Source organism: Haloferax sp. Atlit-6N (assembly GCF_003383195.1).
Classification (GTDB): domain Archaea; phylum Halobacteriota; class Halobacteria; order Halobacteriales; family Haloferacaceae; genus Haloferax; species Haloferax gibbonsii.
Genome location: NZ_QEQJ01000006.1, coordinates 16,807 through 34,441 on the forward strand (window position 1 = coordinate 16,807; position 17,635 = coordinate 34,441).

18 protein-coding genes and 1 tRNA gene are annotated in these 17,635 nt (G+C 67.5%); 8 read left to right on the forward strand and 11 right to left on the reverse strand.

What is annotated here, in order from left to right; genetic code table 11:
• Positions 1–67 precede the first annotated feature (67 nt).
• Entirely contained in the window at positions 68–544 is a 477-nt protein-coding gene (locus DEQ92_RS17635; RefSeq protein ID WP_004974645.1) for an N-acetyltransferase, read from the reverse strand.
• A gap of 176 nt (positions 545–720) precedes the next feature.
• Between DEQ92_RS17635 and DEQ92_RS17640 the strand changes: the two genes are divergently transcribed.
• The 3 genes from DEQ92_RS17640 (at position 721) to DEQ92_RS17650 (ending at position 3,833) form a co-directional block, all read left to right on the forward strand.
• Positions 721–1,131 (forward strand): archease, encoded by a 411-nt coding sequence (locus DEQ92_RS17640; RefSeq protein WP_004974644.1) that lies wholly within the window; start codon positions 721–723, stop codon positions 1,129–1,131.
• A 91-nt stretch (positions 1,132–1,222) separates the two neighbouring features.
• Positions 1,223–2,335, forward strand: a complete 1,113-nt coding sequence (locus DEQ92_RS17645; protein ID WP_004974641.1) for a DoxX family protein — start codon at positions 1,223–1,225, stop codon at positions 2,333–2,335.
• A gap of 37 nt (positions 2,336–2,372) precedes the next feature.
• Complete coding sequence (locus DEQ92_RS17650; protein WP_004974639.1) at positions 2,373–3,833, forward strand: RtcB family protein; 1,461 nt, start codon at positions 2,373–2,375, stop codon at positions 3,831–3,833.
• A 22-nt stretch (positions 3,834–3,855) separates the two neighbouring features.
• On the opposite strand, the gene DEQ92_RS17655 is transcribed toward DEQ92_RS17650, so the two are convergent.
• The 3 genes from DEQ92_RS17655 to DEQ92_RS17665 form a co-directional block, all read right to left on the reverse strand.
• Complete coding sequence (locus DEQ92_RS17655; RefSeq protein WP_004974636.1) at positions 3,856–4,203, reverse strand: hypothetical protein; 348 nt, start codon at positions 4,201–4,203, stop codon at positions 3,856–3,858.
• Between the two features lie 92 nt (positions 4,204–4,295).
• Entirely contained in the window at positions 4,296–4,709 is a 414-nt protein-coding gene (locus tag DEQ92_RS17660; RefSeq protein ID WP_004974634.1) for a hypothetical protein, read from the reverse strand.
• Positions 4,710–4,903: 194 nt separating this feature from the next.
• Positions 4,904–5,458, reverse strand: a complete 555-nt coding sequence (locus tag DEQ92_RS17665) for an HAD family hydrolase (protein WP_115821181.1) — start codon at positions 5,456–5,458, stop codon at positions 4,904–4,906.
• A gap of 75 nt (positions 5,459–5,533) precedes the next feature.
• On the opposite strand from DEQ92_RS17665, the gene DEQ92_RS17670 reads away from it, so the two are divergent.
• Positions 5,534–5,947, forward strand: coding sequence for a hypothetical protein (locus DEQ92_RS17670; protein ID WP_115821182.1), 414 nt, complete (start codon positions 5,534–5,536; stop codon positions 5,945–5,947).
• Positions 5,948–5,986: 39 nt separating this feature from the next.
• On the opposite strand, the gene DEQ92_RS17675 is transcribed toward DEQ92_RS17670, so the two are convergent.
• From DEQ92_RS17675 to DEQ92_RS17690, 4 genes are all read right to left on the reverse strand, one after another.
• Positions 5,987–7,132, reverse strand: coding sequence for an acyl-CoA dehydrogenase family protein (locus tag DEQ92_RS17675; RefSeq protein ID WP_115821183.1), 1,146 nt, complete (start codon positions 7,130–7,132; stop codon positions 5,987–5,989).
• Between the two features lie 94 nt (positions 7,133–7,226).
• Positions 7,227–8,417, reverse strand: coding sequence for a serine-tRNA(Ala) deacylase AlaX (locus tag DEQ92_RS17680; RefSeq protein WP_050459755.1), 1,191 nt, complete (start codon positions 8,415–8,417; stop codon positions 7,227–7,229).
• 35 nt (positions 8,418–8,452) lie between these two features.
• A complete protein-coding gene (locus tag DEQ92_RS17685; protein WP_050459756.1) occupies positions 8,453–8,974 on the reverse strand; it encodes a multiprotein-bridging factor 1 family protein in 522 nt (173 codons plus the stop codon).
• A gap of 496 nt (positions 8,975–9,470) precedes the next feature.
• Positions 9,471–9,555, reverse strand: a tRNA-Leu gene (locus DEQ92_RS17690).
• A gap of 143 nt (positions 9,556–9,698) precedes the next feature.
• Between DEQ92_RS17690 and DEQ92_RS17695 the strand changes: the two genes are divergently transcribed.
• Entirely contained in the window at positions 9,699–10,259 is a 561-nt protein-coding gene (locus tag DEQ92_RS17695) for a DUF420 domain-containing protein (protein WP_050459757.1), read from the forward strand.
• A 367-nt stretch (positions 10,260–10,626) separates the two neighbouring features.
• Here DEQ92_RS17695 and purF read toward each other — a convergent pair whose 3' ends face one another.
• From purF to DEQ92_RS17710, 3 genes are all read right to left on the reverse strand, one after another.
• Positions 10,627–12,108, reverse strand: coding sequence for an amidophosphoribosyltransferase (purF, locus tag DEQ92_RS17700; RefSeq protein WP_004974620.1), 1,482 nt, complete (start codon positions 12,106–12,108; stop codon positions 10,627–10,629).
• Between the two features lie 404 nt (positions 12,109–12,512).
• Positions 12,513–12,689, reverse strand: coding sequence for a 50S ribosomal protein L37e (locus tag DEQ92_RS17705; protein WP_004042936.1), 177 nt, complete (start codon positions 12,687–12,689; stop codon positions 12,513–12,515).
• Positions 12,686–12,916 carry an LSM domain-containing protein gene (locus DEQ92_RS17710; RefSeq protein WP_004042938.1) on the reverse strand — a complete coding sequence of 77 codons (231 nt, stop codon included), beginning with the start codon at positions 12,914–12,916 and terminating at the stop codon, positions 12,686–12,688. The genes DEQ92_RS17705 and DEQ92_RS17710 overlap by 4 nt, the downstream gene beginning before the upstream one ends.
• Before the next feature lie 380 nt (positions 12,917–13,296).
• Here DEQ92_RS17710 and DEQ92_RS17715 point away from each other — a divergent pair, with 380 nt between their 5' ends.
• The 3 genes from DEQ92_RS17715 (at position 13,297) to DEQ92_RS17725 (ending at position 17,591) form a co-directional block, all read left to right on the forward strand.
• Complete coding sequence (locus DEQ92_RS17715) at positions 13,297–14,649, forward strand: ribonuclease J (protein WP_004974618.1); 1,353 nt, start codon at positions 13,297–13,299, stop codon at positions 14,647–14,649.
• A complete protein-coding gene (gene idsA3, locus DEQ92_RS17720) occupies positions 14,649–15,695 on the forward strand; it encodes a geranylfarnesyl diphosphate synthase (protein WP_004974617.1) in 1,047 nt (348 codons plus the stop codon). Before DEQ92_RS17715 ends, idsA3 begins: the two co-directional genes overlap by 1 nt.
• 183 nt (positions 15,696–15,878) lie before the next feature.
• Positions 15,879–17,591: a glutamate--tRNA ligase gene (locus DEQ92_RS17725; RefSeq protein WP_115821184.1), complete on the forward strand. Its 1,713-nt coding sequence runs from the start codon at positions 15,879–15,881 to the stop codon at positions 17,589–17,591.
• Positions 17,592–17,635 lie beyond the last annotated feature (44 nt).

Here is a 17,635-nt window from a genome sequence, read left to right on the forward strand (position 1 = left end):
ACGCAACCGGGTCGACGGCGGCGCGGCGGCTCTCCGAATCTGCGTCGAATGCGGTTCCGTCAGTGGATTACCGGCGGAGGAACTCCGAGAGCTTCTCTCTGAGGCCGGCTTCCTCCCCGAGTCGGAGGTAGAAGGCGGCCCCGCCGTCCTCGTAGTAGTTGTCGATGCGGCGGCGGACCTCGAAGCCCATCCGCTCGTAGAAGTCGAGGGCGTTCGTGTTCGTCGTCCGGGCGTGACAGGTCACGACCGGATGCTCCCTCGCGACCTCGGCGACGAGTCGCTTGCCGTAGCCCTCGCCGCGGGCGTCGGGCGAGACCGCGAGAAAGAGGATGTAGCCGTCGCGCCGCGTGGAGGCGAACGCGACGAGCGCGTCGTTCTCGTAGAGGAGATACGTGTTCGACCGGCGGTAGGCGTCCATGAAGAAGCCCCGGCGCTGTTTCAGGAGCCCCTCATCGACCCGAATCCGCTCTTTCAGGTCCCACGCCTCCTCGGCGTACTCGCGCTGGCCGGGGGCGTCGACCCGCATCTCCACGTTGACGCTCACGTCCCGTCGTAGCCGGAGCGAGAATATAACTCCACCGTCCGTTTGCAGGTCCGACCGAAGCCGCCGTCGGCAAACAGGATAGCTCACCGACACGAGCGGCGCACCAACGCGGGAGTCGGGACGCGCACCCGTCGCCGACCGAAAGGACGAGGGTCGGCGGCGTCCCTCCCTCCGGTATGGGATTCACGCTCCGCGACCACACCGCCGACGTGGCCGTCGAGGCCGACGGCGAGAGCCTCGGTGCCGTCTTCGCCGCCGTCGCCGACGGGCTCACCGCCGCGATGTGCGACGACCCCGCCGAGACGGGCGACCGCTTTTCGGTCGCCGTCCGCGCTGAGGGCCGCGAGGCGCTGTTGTTCGACTACCTCGACCAACTCATCTACGAGCGCGACGTGCGTGGCGTCCTCCCGGCGGCCCACGAGGCGACCGTCCGGCGGGAGGGCGACGAGTGGGCCGTCGAGGCGTCCGCGCGCGGCGTCCCCTTCGCCGACGTGGACGCCCGCGACGTGAAGGCCGTCACCTACTCCGAGATGCGACTGGCGGAGACCGACGCCGGCTGGGAGGCGTACGTCGTCTTCGACGTGTGACGTTCCGATTCAATCGTTTCATACCTTCTCTCGCCCGGTTTCGGCTGTATTCATCCCGCGCCGTTATGGTCGGTCGGTCGTAACCCGAGACATGACACAGCACGTCCGCGGGGCGACCCGACTCGCCGGCCTCGTCGCGCTCCTCGCGGCGGGGGCGGGGAACGCGAGCGCGCACGTCAAGTACGTGACGCCGGGGAGCGACCCCGTCGAAGTGGCGGCGTTTCTGTTGGCGGCGCTGACCGACCCGTTCAACCTCGCCGTCCTCGGCGCGGGCGGCGTCGGCGTCGCGGTCGCCGGTGCGGCCTACCTGCGGTTCCGACCGCTCCCGAACGACGTTCGGGCGTTCCGCCGAACGATGGCGTCCTACGAGTCGCTTCTCCCGTGGCTCCTCCGCCTCGCGGTTGGGCTCCCGCTCGTCGGGGCGGGCTTTTCGGGCTACTTCTTCTCGCCCGCCGTCCAGTCCTCGTCGCCCGTCTTCGTCAGACTGTTCGGCATCACGGTCGGGTTCCTCCTGCTGTTCGGGTTCGGGACGCGCCTCGTCGCCGCGGTCGGCCTCGCGGGCTACCTCGTCGGACTCGCGGTCGAACCGGCGCTCGTGCTGGCGTTCGAGTACGTTCCCGGCTTCCTCGCCATCGCGCTCGTCGGCGGCGGTCGCCCCAGCGCCGACCACGCCGTCGCCTCGATGGCGGCCGACGACCGGACGTTCTACTCTCGGGTCGACCCGTTCTACCGACGGGTCGCCCTCCCGTTCGTCGAGCGGACTCGCCACCTCGAAGCCTACGTGCCCGCGGTTCTCCGGGTCGGTCTCGGCCTCACGTTCGTCTACCTCGGCGTCGCCCAGAAGCTCATGGAACCCGGCGACGCGCTCGCGGTCGTCGCCAAGTACGACCTCACCGCGGTCGTCCCGGTCGCACCGGAACTGTGGGTCGTCGGCGCGGGGCTGACCGAGGCGCTCGTCGGCGTCCTGCTCGTCGCCGGCGCGTTCACCCGAGCGGCCTCCGCCGTCGCCTTCCTGCTGTTCACGACGACGCTGTTCGGCCTGCCGGACGACCCCGTGCTGGCGCACATCTCGCTTTTCGGTCTCGTGTCGGCGCTGCTCGTGACCGGCGGCGGGCCGCTGTCCGTCGACCGCGCGCTCTCCGACCGCGGCGCGGGCGACGCCGAAAGCGGCGGCGACGCGTCCGGGCGGTCCGCGGGCGCGTGACGGAATCCTATTGAGTCGCCGCGTCGATTGTCCCGGTATGGAAACGCGCGAGTTCGGCGACATCGAACTGCGACGGGTTCGCGAGCACGTCTGGGAGATTCCGCGGGAGGGCGAGATGAACGCCCCCGCGCGGGTGTTGGCCTCCGAGGCGCTGCTCGACCACATCGGCGACGACAAGACGCTCGAACAGCTACGGAACGCGACGCACCTGCCGGGAATCACCAAGCACGCAATCTGCATGCCCGACGGCCACCAGGGCTACGGGTTCCCAGTCGGCGGCGTCGGCGCGACCGACGCCACGGACGGCTGTCTCTCGCCCGGCGCGGTCGGCTACGACATCAACTGCGGCGTCCGCATGATGACGACGAACCTCACCTACGAGGACCTCCAGGGACACGAGGAGGAACTCGTCGACGCCCTGTTCGAGGCGGTTCCCTCGGGCCTCGGCGGCGGCGGCGTCGTCAAGGGCGACGCCGAGACCATCGAGGACATCCTCGCCCGCGGGATGCGCTGGGCGGTCGACGCCGGCTACGCCACGGACGACGACCTCGCCCACTGCGAGGACGAGGGCTTCCGCGACGACGCCCGACCGGAGTTCGTCTCGCAGAAGGCGAAAGACCGCGGCCGCAACCAAATCGGCAGTCTCGGCTCCGGGAACCACTTCCTCGAAGTCCAGCGCGTCACGGACGTCTACCGCGAGGACGTGGCCGAGTCGTTCGGGCTCGAAGCCGACCAAATCGTCGTGCTCATCCACTGCGGCTCCCGCGGCCTCGGCCACCAGACCTGCACCGACTACCTCCGACGCATCGAGAAGGAACACAAGGACCTGCTCGACGAGCTGCCGGACAAGGAGCTCGCGGCCGCGCCCGCCGGCTCCGCGCTCGCAGAAGAGTACTACGGCGCGATGTGCGCCGCCATCAACTTCGCGTGGGTGAACCGACAGCTCATCATGCACCGAACGCGCGAGGTGTTCGCCGACGTGTTCGACCGCGACTGGCGCGACATGGAGATGCGACTGTTGTACGACGTCGCGCACAACATCGCCAAGAAAGAGGTTCACGAAGTTGACGGCGAGGAGCGCGAACTCTACGTCCACCGGAAGGGGGCGACGCGGGCGTTCCCCGCGGGGCGACCCGAACTCCCGCCCGCCTACGCCGACGTGGGCCAGCCGGTCATCATCCCCGGCAGCATGGGCGCGGGGAGCTACGTCCTCCGTGGCGGCGACCAGTCGCTCGACCTCACCTTCGGCTCGACGGCCCACGGCGCGGGCCGACTCATGAGCCGAACCAAGGCGAAACAGGAGTACTGGGGCGAGACGGTGCAGGACGAACTCCGCGAGCAGGAGAAGATATACGTGAAGGCCCAGTCGGGCGCGACGGTCGCCGAAGAAGCGCCCGGCGTCTACAAGGACGTGGACGAGGTCGTCCGCGTCTCGGACGAACTGGGCATCGGCGACAAGGTCGCGCGGACGTTCCCCGTCTGCAACATCAAGGGCTGAGTTCCCGACCGCTTTTCGCGGCTCAGGCGGCGGTCGTTCCGACCGCGCGGCGCTTGTAGAAGTAGTACGCGAGCGCCGCGAGACCGACGAACACCGCGGTCACGCCGTCGCCGACCGCGCCGCCGGAGAGGAGCGCCGAGACGACGCTTCCGAGGCCGAGCGCGAGGACGAGCAGGCCGCCGCCGAGAATCCACGCCCGCGAGTCGCGGCCGACCTCGTCGTAGTGGCCGCTCTCGATGAGCGCCATCTCCTTTCTGTGTTCGAGGTAGACCACCGCGCCGGCGAACGCGAAGATGACGACGGCGATGACGACGAACGGGACGAAGAACAGCGCGTCACCGAGACCGAACGTGGACTGAATGGGAACCATGATAGATAGTCGACGCGCGAGCTATTGAATACGGAGTGACGCGCGTTCGCACGACGCGGACGTCCGTCGCGGGCGCGGAGGCCCCCGAAGACTCAGAACCCGTCGGGACCGCGCGGCCCCGCGTCCGGACCTCGCGGGCCCGACGGACCGGACGGGCCTCCCCCGCCGATGACGACGTAGTCGCTCTCGGGGACGGCTTCGACCTCGCGGCCGTCCTCGTATCTGACGAACGAGAGGTAGAACTCGCGGCCGCACGGCGACGCCAGCGTGGGGTTCTCCACGTCGTCGGCGTCGACCACGTCACCGGTCCACGACAGGCCGGGGGCGTCGCTCTCGCCGCAGGCGAACCGGACGCCCTCGGCGTCTTCGAAGTCGTCGGTCGGGTCGGCGTACGACCAGCCTTCGAGCGGGTACGGCGTCACCGACTTGTCGGCCAGGTAGCCGTCGCGTTCGAGTTCGACGACCGCGCCGCAGTGCGGACAGTAGTACGAGACCGGAAATCCCATGCGTGACCGTAGGACTCGGCGGGCTTAACGGCCGCGCCGGAGCGGAGGTTTATCACCGATTCCGCGGCCAGCGCCCCCGTGCGTTGAGCATCGCCGCCGGGCGAGACGCGGGAGCGCGGCACGCCGTCCGGCGAAGCGGACGTGCCGCCTGTTCGCCCTGCGTCTCTCGATTTCTGCTTCCTCAGAGCCTCGTCTCAGACGCCCGACGGGCCGCCGTCGACGTATCTGAAGGCGACGCCCGCGCGGTCGGCGGTCACCTCGTCGCGGGCGGAATCGCCGACGAACACGGCCGAGTCGGGGTCGACCGCCATCCGTTCGAGCGTCGCGAGCAGCGGCTCCGGGTCCGGCTTGCGGGTCGCCACGGTGTCGCGGCCGACGACGGCGTCGACGTGGTCCGCGAGGTCGTGCACGTCGAGCGCGACCCGGCAGGCGTCCTCGGCGTTGAGCGAGCAGACGCCGGAGGGAACGCCGTCGACGGCGAGGTGATCCGCGAGCGGGAGGCGGTCGGAGACCCACGCGCCCTCTCGCTCGTGCGCCGCGAGCTCTCGCTCCATTTCGTCGCGGACGCCGGCCGCGTCGGCCGCGTCGAGCATCTTCCAGAGGTCCAGCGAGTCGGCGTCGACGCCGGCGTCGCGCAGGACGGCCGCGGCGTCGCTGGCGGCGTCGTCCCAGTCGACGCGGAGGTTGACGAGCGTACCGTCGAGGTCGTACACGACGGCGTCGAACGCCGAGAGGTCGGGGAGCGTCATTGCCCGCAGTAGGGAACCGCGGGGAAAAGGCGCTTCGGGAGAAGGCCTATACGGAAAACCGGCGTCGCCTCCGGTATGGCATCCCCGCTCCGCGAACGCCTCGCTCCGGTCCTCCCGTCGCTCGTCGTCGCGGTCGGCGTCTTCCTCCCGTGGATACAGGTCGACCCGGCCCACGAAGGTCCGGTTATCTCCGTTTACTACGGCGGCATGGGAAACGGTCTGGAGCTCGTCCACGGCATCGTCCTCCTCCCGACAGTCGTCCTGCTCTCTCTCGCCGCGCTCGCCGGACGGCGGTCCCGCCGCGCGGAACTGGTCGTCGGCGTCGTCGGGACCGTCGCAGTCCTGCGGTTCATCCAACTGTGGGACGAGACGTTCGTCTCGGCTGTCGGCGCATGGGTGACGCTCGTCGGGTGTATGCTTCTCGCGGGTGTCGCCGCCGCTGACGTGGTCCGCGAGCGAGGGCTGCCGACGCTCGCCCGTAGTCCGTGAGCGACGCGGCCGAGTGAAAAAGCGGGCTGACCCGACCGCTCAGTCGAGGAGCGACCGCGCGATAATCTCCTTTTGAATCTCGCTGGTCCCCTCGTAGATGGTCGTGATCTTCGAGTCGCGGTAGTAGCGTTCCACGTCGAAATCGGTGGTGTAGCCGTAGCCGCCGTGGACCTGCACGGCCTCGTTCGTCACGTCGACCGCGGCCTCGCTGGCGAAGTACTTCGCGATGGACGCCGCGGTCCGCGGGTCGTCGCCGGCGTCGGCGACGCGGGCGGCCTCGCGGACGAGCATCCGCGAGGCGTGGACCTGCGTGCCCATGTCGGCGATTTTGTGGCGAATCGCCTGAATCTTCGAGATGGGTTTGTCGAACTGCTCGCGCTCGTTGGCGTAGTCGATGGCGTCGTCGAGCGCGGCCTGCGCGAGTCCCACGGCCTGCGAGGCGATGCCGATTCGGCCGCCGGTCAGGATGCGGAAGGCGGCGGAGAGGCCCTTGCCCTCCTCGGTGAGTCGGTTTTCCGCGGGGATGCGAACGTCGTCGAAGAGGAGCGCCGTCGTGTCGGAGGCGCGGAGGCCGAGTTTCTCCTCTTTCTTGCCGACCTCGTAGCCGGCCTCCTTCGGGACGAGGAACTGCGTGACCGACGAGGGGTCGTCGGGGTCGGTCTTGGCGAAGAGGATGCAGACGCCGCCGCGCTGGCCGTTCGTTATCCACTGCTTTTTGCCGTTGATGACGTACTCGTCGCCGTCTCGTCGGGCGACTGTCGACATCTCCGCGGGGTTCGACCCGGCGTCGGGTTCGGAGAGGCCGAACATGCCGACCGGCCGGCCGCGAGCCATCTCGGGGAGCCACGTTTCCTTCTGCTCGTCGGTGGCGAACTCGGCGATGCACTCGGTCGCGAGACAGTGCACGGAGAGCGCGGTCGCGACGGCGAGTTGGCCGTAGGCGACCTCCTCGTTGACGACGGCGTAGGTGGCGCGGTCGGCACCGAACCCGCCGTACTCCTCGGGGACGGTCAGGCCGGTCAGGTCGAGTTCGGCGAGGCCGTTCCACACGTCTTCCGGGAACGTCTCCGTCTCGTCGGCCTCGCGCGCGGTCGGGCGAATCTCCTCGACGGCGAACTCGTGGACGACGTCTCGGATGGCCCGCTGCTCGTCGGTCAGACCCGTGGCAGACCCTACGGTTTCCATGGTGGTGAGTACGGACCATCATTGAAAAAGATGATTGAACCGCCGGTCGTCCGTCGGGCGTCAGCACGACACAGTATCGGTGGCCAGAGTCAACTCAGTCGCGCAGGTATGCCAGCACCTCGTCGGCCGGCGCGCCGAGACCGCCGCCCTGCGCGAAGGTCGGTCCCCCGCCGCCGCCGCCGCCGAACTCGTCTGTCACCTCGGCGACGACGTCGCCGGCGGCCGCGTCGCCGGCGCTGGCGACGACGACGAACGGGGCGTCGGACTCGCCGACGGCGACGAGCACGTCCGCACCGTCGCGGGCCTCCTTGGCCGCGTCGCCGACCTCGTTCGCGTCGAAGCCGGAGACCGCACCGACCCGCCACGTCAGTCCGTCGCGCTCGACCGTCTCGAAGTCGTCGAGGCGAGCGCGCAGCACCTCGGACTTCAGGTCTGCGAGTTCAGATTCCAGTTCTTCGCGCGCGGCCGCGACGGTGGCGGCCGACTCCCCGAGACCGTCGAGGTTCGTTCCGAGCGCTCGGGCGGCCTCGTAGGCGGACGTTCGAACTGCGGCGCGGCGGTCGATGGCCGAGGCGCCGACCGCGAACTCGACGCGGGTGAGTCCCTCGCCGGGGTTCGACCGGCCGAGCACCTCGACCGGCCCGATTTCGACGGTGTTCGAGACGTGCGTCCCGCCGCAGGCCGCCCAGTCCCAGCCGTCGATGGAGACGACCCGAACGGTGTCGGACTCGGAGAAGACGCCCTCCTCGGTCTTGACGTTGAACGCGATTTCCCCGCGCTCGCGGGCCTCCGAGACGGGAATCTCCTCCCACGACACCTCGCGGCTGTCCCACACCGCCCGATTGACGAGACGCTCCAGTTCGACGAGCGCGCCGTCGTCGACCTCGGTCGAGGTCTCGAAGTCGACGCGCACCTTCTCCGCGGAGATGTCGAAGCCGCCGTAGCCGAGGTCGTCGAAGATGCGGCGACCCGCGCCGTAGAGCACGTGACTCGCGGTGTGCGCCCGCATGCAGTACGTCCGGAAGTCGTCGTCGACGACGCCGGTCACCTCGTCGCCGACGCCGAAGTCGGGGTCGGCCGCGAGGTCGTGGACGACCGTTCCGTCGGCTTCGCTTCGGACATGTTCGACGTCGACGCCGCCGAGAACACCGCGGTCGGCGGGCTGACCGCCGCCTTCGGGGTAGAAGTACGTCTCGTCGAGGACGACCGACCGGCCATCGACGCGCGCCACCGTCGCGTCGAACGCCCGGACCGTCGGGGACTCGGGTGCGAGTGAGTCGGACATATGCGCGTCGAGACGCCCGACCGAGAAAAATCGTGCTACTCGTCGACGAGGGTCACGTCGAGGCGCTCTTCGAGCGCGCGGATGGCCGAGCCGCCGACGTTCGCCCGCGTGGCCCGGCCCTGCTCGATGGCGAGCAGTTGCTTCTCGTCGAGTTCGAGTTCGTCGGCGAGGTCGGCGAGCTGGAGGCCGGCGTCCTGCCGGGCGGACTCGACGACGCCGCCGTAGCCGGAGACGAGATAGGGGAGCCGGTCTTTCTCGTAGTTCGTCCCCTTTTCCTCCCAGTGTTTGGAATCGCCCTTCGCGCTGTCGTACATCTTGGCGGTGCGCTGGGCGGCGCGCTTCTTGCGGTTCCGCTCGGAGCCGTCGCGCGAGGCGTCGGTCGACTCGCTTTTTCGGTCCGCGTGGCGGTTCTCGCCGTGCGGCGCGCAGTCCGGACAGACCAACAGGTCCGCGCCGGCCACGTTCGCGCGCCGGAGCTTCGCGGTGCTGCGACCGCAGAGTTCGCAACTGTCGCCGTCGCCGCCGCCACCGCCCCGGTTCGTCGAGTACTTGGCCATGCCGCGTGTTACTCGTTCGACCCTTTTAAACTCGCGGCACGGGACGGCGGTCGGTAGTCGAAGTCGGGGGCGGCACGGGCGCTGGCCGGTGAATAACGAGACGTTCGGAGAGGTGTCCCTCAACGAGGAGCAGTGCAGAGAAACCCAGAGAGGAGTACCTCTCAGGGGTGTAGTTTCGTGGAAGGATTGTGCGTGGGTGATGTCCGTGTAGGGACGTCACCTGCATCATTCGGCGGCTACGCCGCCTCATTGCGGACTGTGAGTCCGCACATGCGATGCGTGGGACCGGATTTGAACTTCCGAGACTCACTCCGCTCGTCTCGACGTTCGAATCCGGCGAGCCGGATTCTCACCGGCGGACCTCTACAGGACAGCGCCCTTGCTGTCGAAGAATAGTTCGGAGAACCCGAGAGAGGCGAACCTCTCCGGGGTGTAGTTTCGTGGAAGGATTGTGCGTGGGTGATGTCCGTGTAGGGACGTCACCTGCATCTTGCGATGCGTGGGACCGGATTTGAACCGGCGGACCTCTACAGGACAGCGCCCTCAACGCTGCGCCGTTGGCCTGGCTTGGCTACCCACGCTCGCTGTGTCTTGCTGCACTCTCGTTTACCCCGCGGTAATTTAAATGACTTTCCTTTCGCCTCGGCAATGTCGGGCGTTTGCAGGCGCCGTGCCGCGGGCGGGCGACAGAACGATTTTGGCCTCGCGGCACCGGGATACGCCTATGGAGTTCCGAGCACGCGACCACGTCCGCGGACTGACTGCGATTCTCTCGGTGCTGTCGCTCGCGCTCGTCTTCGGCGCGGCGCTCGGCGCGATTCCCCGCGCCGCGATTCCGACTGCCCCCGAGGCCGTGCTGAACGCGATTCCGCACGTGAACGCGGTCATCAGCACCGTCGCCATCGTCACCATCCTCGCCGGCGTCCGGTTCGTCCGCCGCGGCGAAATCGAGCGCCACCGGCGCATGATGCTCGCCTCGTTCCTCCTCTTTGCGACGTTCCTCGTCCTCTATCTCTACAAGGTCGTCGTCCAGGGAACCGCGGAGTTCCCCGGCCCCGACGCGGTCTACCAGTTCGTCTACCTCCCGACGCTGGCGGTTCACATCCTCTTGGCCGTCGTCTGTGTCCCCGTCGTCTACTACGCGCTGCTGTTGGCGCTGACGCGACCGATAACCGAGGTCTTCGGGACGGAACACGCCCGGTTCGGCCGCGTCGCGGCCTCGCTGTGGCTCGTCTCGTTCGTCCTCGGAAACGTCGTCTACGTCCTCCTCTACGTCGTCTACTGAGGCGCGTTCGGAGAGCGCCGTCGCTCGGGCGTTCAAAGGGAGTACCCGTCCGACGCCCGCGGCGGGGCGCGCGGCCCGAGGGCCGCCGATTCGGACGGGCGGTAGTACGTGGTGCGACCGGCAGGTCACAGAGACGGGATGTGCGGGCCCTCCCGCGGCGCTCCACCACCCCGTCGATTCGCACTCCGTACTCCGCTCGCAACCCGGTCCTCGGCGAGTCGGAGTACGGTTCGAACAACGGGTGCGAGAGACAAGAAAGACCGCGTTGATTATGCTATCGAGGCTCCCGGTGACTGTCAGACGGAGCGATAGGTTGGGCGTGGGGGGGACGAACGGGAGCGGAACCGGCGGGGTCCGGAACCGGAACTCAGTCGCTCAGCGGCGCTTCGGCACCGACGACTGGTCGGCTCACGTCGCGGTCGGTCTCCTCGCCGTCGATGTCGTACGGGTACTCGCCGGTGACACAGCCGAGACAGAGGTCGGCGCGGGACTTTTCGAGCACTTCGGCGACGGCGTCGATAGAGAGGTAGCCGAGACTGTCGGCGTCGATGGTGTCGCGGACCTCCTCGACCGACTTGTCCGAGGCGATGAGTTCCTCGCGGGTGGCCATGTTGATGCCCATGTAACAGGGCGCGACGATGGGCGGCGCGCCGATGCGCATGTGGACCTCGGTCGCGCCGGCGTCGTACAGCAGTTGGACGAGCTGATTCGAGGTCGTCCCGCGGACGATGCTGTCGTCGATGAGCGTCACGGACTTGCCCTCGACGGTGCTCTTGATGGGGTTGAGCTTGAGGCGGACGGCGCGCTCGCGCTCGTCTTGAGTCGGCATGATGAACGTCCGGCCGACGTAGCGGTTCTTCATCAGTCCCTCGGCGAACTCGACGGTCGCGTCGTCCTCTTGGGCGGCCTCCGCGTAGCCGGAGGCGAACGCGCGGCCCGAGTCGGGAACGGGCATGACCACGTCGGTGTCGACGCCGTTTTCGTCCCAGAGCTTCCGGCCGAGCCCGCGGCGGACCTCGTAGACGAGCGTGTCGTTCATCACGGAGTCCGGGCGGGCGAAGTAGATGTGTTCGAAAAAGCAGTGGGCCGTGTTGTCGCGTTCGACCAGTTGATACGAGTCGAAGCCGCTTCCGTCGGGGTCGAGGACGACGAGTTCGCCCGGTTTCACGTCGCGGACGAGTTCGCCGTCGAGCGTGTCGATGGCGGCCGACTCGGAGGCGAGCACGTAGCCGTCGTCGAGTTTGCCGATACAGAGCGGACGGTTCCCTTCGGGGTCACGCACGCCGAGGACCGTCTCGTCGTGCATGATGGTGAGCGCGTACGAGCCGTGGATGCGCTCCATAGTCCGCTTGACGGCGCGGACGAGGTCCTCTTCGAGGAGATTGCGCGCGAGGTCGTGGGCGATGACCTCGGTGTCGCCCGTGGAGGTGAAGGCGTGACCGAAGTTCTCCAGTTCGTCGCGGAGTTCGTCGGCGTTGACGAGGTTGCCGTTGTGCGCGAGCCCGAGCGACCCCGACTTGAACGAGACGGCGAACGGCTGGGCGCACGACTTCGACACGTCGCCGGCGGTGGGGTAGCGGACGTGGCCGATGCCCGCCTCACCTTTCAGGCCGTCGAGGTCGTCGGCGCCGAACGCGTCGCCGACGAGCCCCATCTGGACGTGACTGTGCTGTTGGAACCCGTCGTGGGTGACGATGCCTGCGGACTCTTGGCCCCGGTGCTGGAGGGCGTACAGCGAGTAGTACAGGGGTCGTGCGGCGTCTCGACCGCCGAGTGCGACGCCGACGACACCGCACTTCTCCGTCGGTCCGCCGATGTGGTGGTGGGAGTCGTCCCGCCCAGATACCATGGAAGACGATAGAGAGTCGAGGGGGTAAAAAACCCGTCCTTATGCAGTAACGACGGGTTCAGTAACCGGCAAATATGCATAGAAGTGCATATCTCGTGCGCGGTGGTGACCGCTCGGTGGGGCGGGGATTCGACGAGGAGTCGGACGATGCGGCGCACGGACGGCGAGGGCTGAGAACGGAGGTAAACCAAACCAGTCGAGGGCGGTGACGAGATGAAGTGACAGTTCGGGGAACCGGAGCACACGAGGAAGGAACTCGGGCGTGACGGGCGGAGAGCGACGCCGTACTCGGTGCTAGCGAGTGTCACGGGCGCGGGGACAAACCGGGAGTCAGGAACGCGGGTTCGTTCTCGCCGCAGACGGCGAGAGAGAAGACAGAGACGGTCAGAGACCGTCGAGAGTCGTTAGTTGTCGCCGGACTTCGACTGCCAGGCGTAGCTCCGACGCTTCTTCGACTTACCGAAGCCGCAAGACGAGCAGACCTTCTTCTTCACGTGGTAGGACTTCTCGCCGCAGCGACGGCACTTGACGTGCGTCGTCTTGTTCTTCTTTCCTTGGCTAGGGGTTCCTGCACCCGTCATGCTTTGATGGTGACGACGTTATCGCCGCGTATAATGGTTGTGTCTTGGACTTGCTCGAGTTCGATATCCCCGGGCACGGTGTCTTCGTCCAGCGCTTCTTCGAGTACGACGTTCATGTGCTGGTCGTAACCAGCGAGGACGCCGAAGTACGCGTTTCCGTCCTTGAGGAGAACCGTCACCGGCTCGTCGAGTGACGCTTCGAGGACGTCGAGGGGTCGGCCGCTCATGCATCAAACCCGTCTCGTAGTTATCTTAAATGTGCCGGACCGACAGTGCGAGATGGCCGTCGAATCCGACCGTCCGGGTCGAAACCGTCGTCGAACGGAGGAAAACCCGGGTCACGTGAGACGTTCTCTCACGAGCCCGGGCGTGCGGGCGCGGTGAACCCACGTAGTTTTTAGTACCCCCGTGAGTAGAACTCAGTACCAGAAACCCGCGGGTAAGTGCGGGCGCGCCCAGTTCGACCGGTTCGGGCCGTCTCGTACGCGGGGTCATTCGACCGACGAGCTGCAAGACGCCGGGGCCGGTGGCCCCCAGACACCCGTCTTTCCGTGAGCACCTTCGCCACATCGTGGCTTTCGATGCTCGGAATATCGAGACACAAACCATGGAAATCGAAATCGCAACCATAGGCGGATACGAAGAAGTCGGCCGTCAGATGACGGCCGTCCGTGCCGGAGACGACGTCGTCGTCTTCGACATGGGTCTCAACCTGTCGCAGGTCCTCATCCACGACAACGTCGAGACCGAAAAGATGCACAGCCTCGACCTCATCGACATGGGCGCTATCCCGGACGACCGGGTCATGAGCGACCTCGAAGGAGACGTGCAGGCCATCGTCCCCACGCACGGTCACCTCGACCACATCGGTGCCATCTCCAAGCTCGCCCACCGCTACGACGCCCCCGTCGTGGCGACGCCCTTCACCATCGAACTGGTGAAACAGCAGATCGAAGGCGAGAACAAGTTCAACGTCAACAACGACCTCGTCAAGATGGAAGCCGGCGAGACGATGTCCATCGGCGACTCCGGCAACGTGGAACTCGAATTCGTCCACGTCACCCACTCCATCATCGACGCCATCAACCCGGTCGTCCACACGCCCGAGGGCGCCGTCGTCTACGGTCTCGACAAGCGCATGGACCACTCGCCGGTCCTCGAAGACCCCATCGACATGAAGCGCTTCCGCGAAATCGGTCGCGAGGGCAACGGCGTGCTCGCGTACATCGAAGACTGTACGAACGCCGGCCGGAAGGGCCGCACGCCCTCCGAGTCCGTCGCGCGCCGCCACCTCAAAGACGTGATGACCTCCGTCGAGGACTACGACGGCGGCATCGTGGCGACGACGTTCTCGTCGCATATCTCCCGGGTCTCCTCGCTCGTCGAGTTCGCCAAGGACATCGGCCGCCAGCCGGTCCTCCTCGGTCGCTCGATGGAGAAGTACTCCGGCACCGCCGAGCGCCTCGGCTTCGTCGACCTCCCCGACGACCTCGGGATGTACGGCCACCGCAAGTCCGTCGACCGCACCTTCAAGCGAATCATGAAGGAGGGCAAGGAGAACTACCTGCCCATCGTCACGGGCCACCAGGGCGAGCCGCGCGCGATGCTCACCCGCATGGGCCGCGGCGAGACGCCGTACGAGATCGACGACGGCGACAAGGTCATCTTCTCGGCGCGGGTCATCCCGGAGCCGACGAACGAGGGCCAGCGCTACCAGTCCGAGCGCCTCCTGCGCATGCAGGGCGCGCGCATCTACGACGAGATTCACGTCTCGGGCCACCTCCGCGAGGAGGGGCACTACGAGATGCTGCAGGCGCTCCAGCCCCAGCACGTCATCCCGGCTCACCAGAACCTGAAAGGCTTCGCTCCGTACGTGGACCTCGCCGAGAGTCAGGGCTACGCCCTCGGTCGCGACGTCCACGTCACGCGGAACGGAAACATGATTCAGCTGGTGGAGTGATGACTCCCGACGCGACGGAAAAGCGGGTGCTCGAGGCGATTCGCGAGCGGCGCGAACTCGTCAACGACGCGCTCGACGAGGACGTGCCGATGGCCGAGCCCGAACGGCTCTACGAGGCCTCCCGGTACCTCCTGAAAGCCGGCGGCAAGCGCCTCCGGCCGACCGTCTCACTCCTGACCGCGGAGTCCCTCGCGGACGTCGAACCGATGTCGGAGGACTACCGGGCGTTCCCGACGCTCGCGGGCGACCCCATCGACGTGATGGTCGCGGCCGTGAGCATCGAGGTCATCCAGTCGTTCACGCTCATCCACGACGACATCATGGACGACGACGACCTCCGTCGCGGCGTTCCGGCGGTCCACAAGGAGTACGACAACTCGACCGCCATCCTCGCCGGCGACACGCTGTACGCCAAGGCGTTCGAACTCCTGACGAAGACCGGCGCTGACCCCGCCGACGGTCTCGAAGCCGTCCGCCGACTCGCGACCACCTGCACGCAGATCTGCGAGGGGCAGGCGCTCGACATCGAGTTCGAGCGCCGCACCGAGGTGCTCCCCGACGAGTACCTCCAGATGGTCGAACTGAAGACGGCGGTCCTCTACGGGACCGCGGCCGCCGTTCCGGCGGTCGTCATGGGCGCGGACGACGACGTCGTCGAGGCACTCTACCAGTACGGCATCGAGTCCGGCAGCGCGTTCCAGATTCAGGACGACGTGCTCGACCTGACGGTGCCGTCGGAGCAGCTCGGCAAACAGCGCGGCTCGGACCTCGTGGAGAACAAAGAGACCATCATCTCGCTCCACGCGCGCCAGCAGGGCATCGACGTGGACGACCTCGTCGACGCCGAGACGGCCGAGGAGCTCACCGAGGACGCCGTCGAGGCCGCCGTCGCCGAACTGAACGAGGCGGGCAGCATCGACTACGCCCGCGAGATGGCCGAAGACCTCACCGAACAGGCCAAGTCGCGGCTCGACGTCCTCCCGGACAACGAGGCCCGCGAGCTGCTCTGCGACATCGCGGACTACCTCATCACCCGCGGCTACTGAGAGCGCGACGCGCCCGCGAACCGCGGCCACGAGGATTTCTCTTCGGTCCGTCCGCCTCCCGAGCCCCGCCGCCGTAACGCATATTTGCTCTGAAGTGCTAACATCCCACGTACCCCTGCCCGCGCGAGGACCCTTCCCCGCAATCCGGGCCTGTTTTTAGGCGCGCCGCGGAAGCCAACGGTAATGGACGACGAGCTTCGAGAGCGCATCGAGCGAGAGGCCGAAAAGCACGCGCTTCTCAACGCGGTCAAACACGACAGCGACGCCGACGTGGGCGCGATTATGGGCCCGCTGATGGGCGAAAACCCCGACTTCCGACAGCACGGCGGCGAGATTCCGGGACTCATCGGTCCCGTCGTCGCCGAGGTCAACCGGCTGTCGGCGGGTGAAAAGCGCGACCGACTCGAAGACCTCGCGCCCGAGGAACTCGCCGAGATGGAAGCCGAGGAGGAAGCGGACGAGTCGCTTCTCCCCGACCTCCCCAACGTCGAGGAGTACGACGAGGTCCGCATGCGCGCCGCGCCGAACCCCAACGGCCCGTGGCACCTCGGCCACGCCCGCATGCCCGCGGTCATCGGGACGTACAAGGAGATGTACGACGGCTCTTTCATCGTCCGGTTCGACGACACCGACCCGGAGACGAAGCGGCCGGACCTGACGGCGTACGACGCCATCCTCGACGACATCGACTACCTCGGGTTCGAGCCCGACGACGTGATTCGCGCCTCCGACCGGGTGGAGACGTACTACGACTACGCCCGCGAACTCATCGAGATGGGCGGCGCGTACACCTGCTCGTGTTCGGGCGAGGCGTTCTCGAACCTGAAGAACGACGGGAAGCCGTGTCCGCACCGCGACAAGGACCCCGAGACGACCCGCGAGGAGTTCGAGGACATGGTCGAAGGCGAGTACAGTTCGGGCGAGATGGTCCTCCGCGTCAAGACCGACATCGAACACAAGAACCCCGCGCTGCGCGACTGGGTCGCCTTCCGCATGATAGACACGCCGCACCCCCGCGAGGAGGCGGCCGACTACCGCGCGTGGCCGATGCTCGACTTCCAGTCCGGCGTCGACGACCACCTCACGGGCGTCACCCACATCATCCGCGGCATCGACCTGCAGGACTCCGCGAAGCGCCAGCAGTTCGTCTACGACTACTTCGGCTGGGACTACCCCGAGGTCGTCCACTGGGGCCACGTGCAGGTCGACGCCTACGACGTGAAGATGTCCACGTCGAGCATCAAGGAGCTCATCGACGCGGGCGAGGTCGAAGGCTGGGACGACCCGCGCGTGCCGACCATCAAGAGCCTCCGCCGCCGCGGCATCCGCGGACAGGCCATCGTGGACGCGATGGTCGGCCTCGGCACCTCCACGTCGAACGTCGACCTCTCGATGTCCACGGTCTACGCGAACAACCGCGACCTCGTCGACGACGAGACGGACCGCTACTTCCTCGTTCGGGACGGGGAGGAGTTCGCCGTCGAGGGCGGCCCCGACAGCGCCCACCCGCCGCTCCACCCGAGTTTCGAGGAGCGCGGCACCCGCGACATCCCGGTCGGCGACAGCGTCCTCCTCGAATCGGGCGACGTGCCCGCCGAGGGCGAGCGCGTCTGGCTGAAGGGCTTCGGCGCGGTCCGCCGCGAGGGCGACTCGCTCGTCGCCACCGGCGACGACCTCGACGTGGTCCGCGAGGGCGACGTGGCCGTGATTCACTGGGCACCGACCGACGGCGTCCCGGTCCGCATGCGCACCATGGACGGCGACGTGACGGGCGTCGCTGAACCCGACTTCGGCGACGTGCCCGAGGACGAACTCGTCCAGTTCGAGCGCGTCGGCTTCGTCCGCGTGGACGACCGCGGCGACGACGAGACCGTCGTCTACTTCGCGCACAAGTGAACTGAGCGACGGACAGTCGCTCTCGACACGAACACTCGTTTTAC

What these genes read in the sequence shown, in the direction of transcription:
- DEQ92_RS17640 (WP_004974644.1), top strand. Translation starts at nt 721, where the DNA reads ATGGGATTCACGCTCCGCGACCACACCGCCGACGTGGCCGTCGAGGCC.
- DEQ92_RS17645 (WP_004974641.1), top strand. Translation starts at nt 1,223, where the DNA reads ATGACACAGCACGTCCGCGGGGCGACCCGACTCGCCGGCCTCGTCGCG.
- DEQ92_RS17650 (WP_004974639.1), top strand. Translation starts at nt 2,373, where the DNA reads ATGGAAACGCGCGAGTTCGGCGACATCGAACTGCGACGGGTTCGCGAG.
- DEQ92_RS17655 (WP_004974636.1), bottom strand. Translation starts at nt 4,203, where the DNA reads ATGGTTCCCATTCAGTCCACGTTCGGTCTCGGTGACGCGCTGTTCTTC.
- DEQ92_RS17660 (WP_004974634.1), bottom strand. Translation starts at nt 4,709, where the DNA reads ATGGGATTTCCGGTCTCGTACTACTGTCCGCACTGCGGCGCGGTCGTC.
- DEQ92_RS17665 (WP_115821181.1), bottom strand. Translation starts at nt 5,458, where the DNA reads ATGACGCTCCCCGACCTCTCGGCGTTCGACGCCGTCGTGTACGACCTC.
- DEQ92_RS17670 (WP_115821182.1), top strand. Translation starts at nt 5,534, where the DNA reads ATGGCATCCCCGCTCCGCGAACGCCTCGCTCCGGTCCTCCCGTCGCTC.
- DEQ92_RS17675 (WP_115821183.1), bottom strand. Translation starts at nt 7,132, where the DNA reads ATGGAAACCGTAGGGTCTGCCACGGGTCTGACCGACGAGCAGCGGGCC.
- DEQ92_RS17680 (WP_050459755.1), bottom strand. Translation starts at nt 8,417, where the DNA reads ATGTCCGACTCACTCGCACCCGAGTCCCCGACGGTCCGGGCGTTCGAC.
- DEQ92_RS17685 (WP_050459756.1), bottom strand. Translation starts at nt 8,974, where the DNA reads ATGGCCAAGTACTCGACGAACCGGGGCGGTGGCGGCGGCGACGGCGAC.
- DEQ92_RS17695 (WP_050459757.1), top strand. Translation starts at nt 9,699, where the DNA reads ATGGAGTTCCGAGCACGCGACCACGTCCGCGGACTGACTGCGATTCTC.
- purF (WP_004974620.1), bottom strand. Translation starts at nt 12,108, where the DNA reads ATGGTATCTGGGCGGGACGACTCCCACCACCACATCGGCGGACCGACG.
- DEQ92_RS17705 (WP_004042936.1), bottom strand. Translation starts at nt 12,689, where the DNA reads ATGACGGGTGCAGGAACCCCTAGCCAAGGAAAGAAGAACAAGACGACG.
- DEQ92_RS17710 (WP_004042938.1), bottom strand. Translation starts at nt 12,916, where the DNA reads ATGAGCGGCCGACCCCTCGACGTCCTCGAAGCGTCACTCGACGAGCCG.
- DEQ92_RS17715 (WP_004974618.1), top strand. Translation starts at nt 13,297, where the DNA reads ATGGAAATCGAAATCGCAACCATAGGCGGATACGAAGAAGTCGGCCGT.
- idsA3 (WP_004974617.1), top strand. Translation starts at nt 14,649, where the DNA reads ATGACTCCCGACGCGACGGAAAAGCGGGTGCTCGAGGCGATTCGCGAG.
- DEQ92_RS17725 (WP_115821184.1), top strand. Translation starts at nt 15,879, where the DNA reads ATGGACGACGAGCTTCGAGAGCGCATCGAGCGAGAGGCCGAAAAGCAC.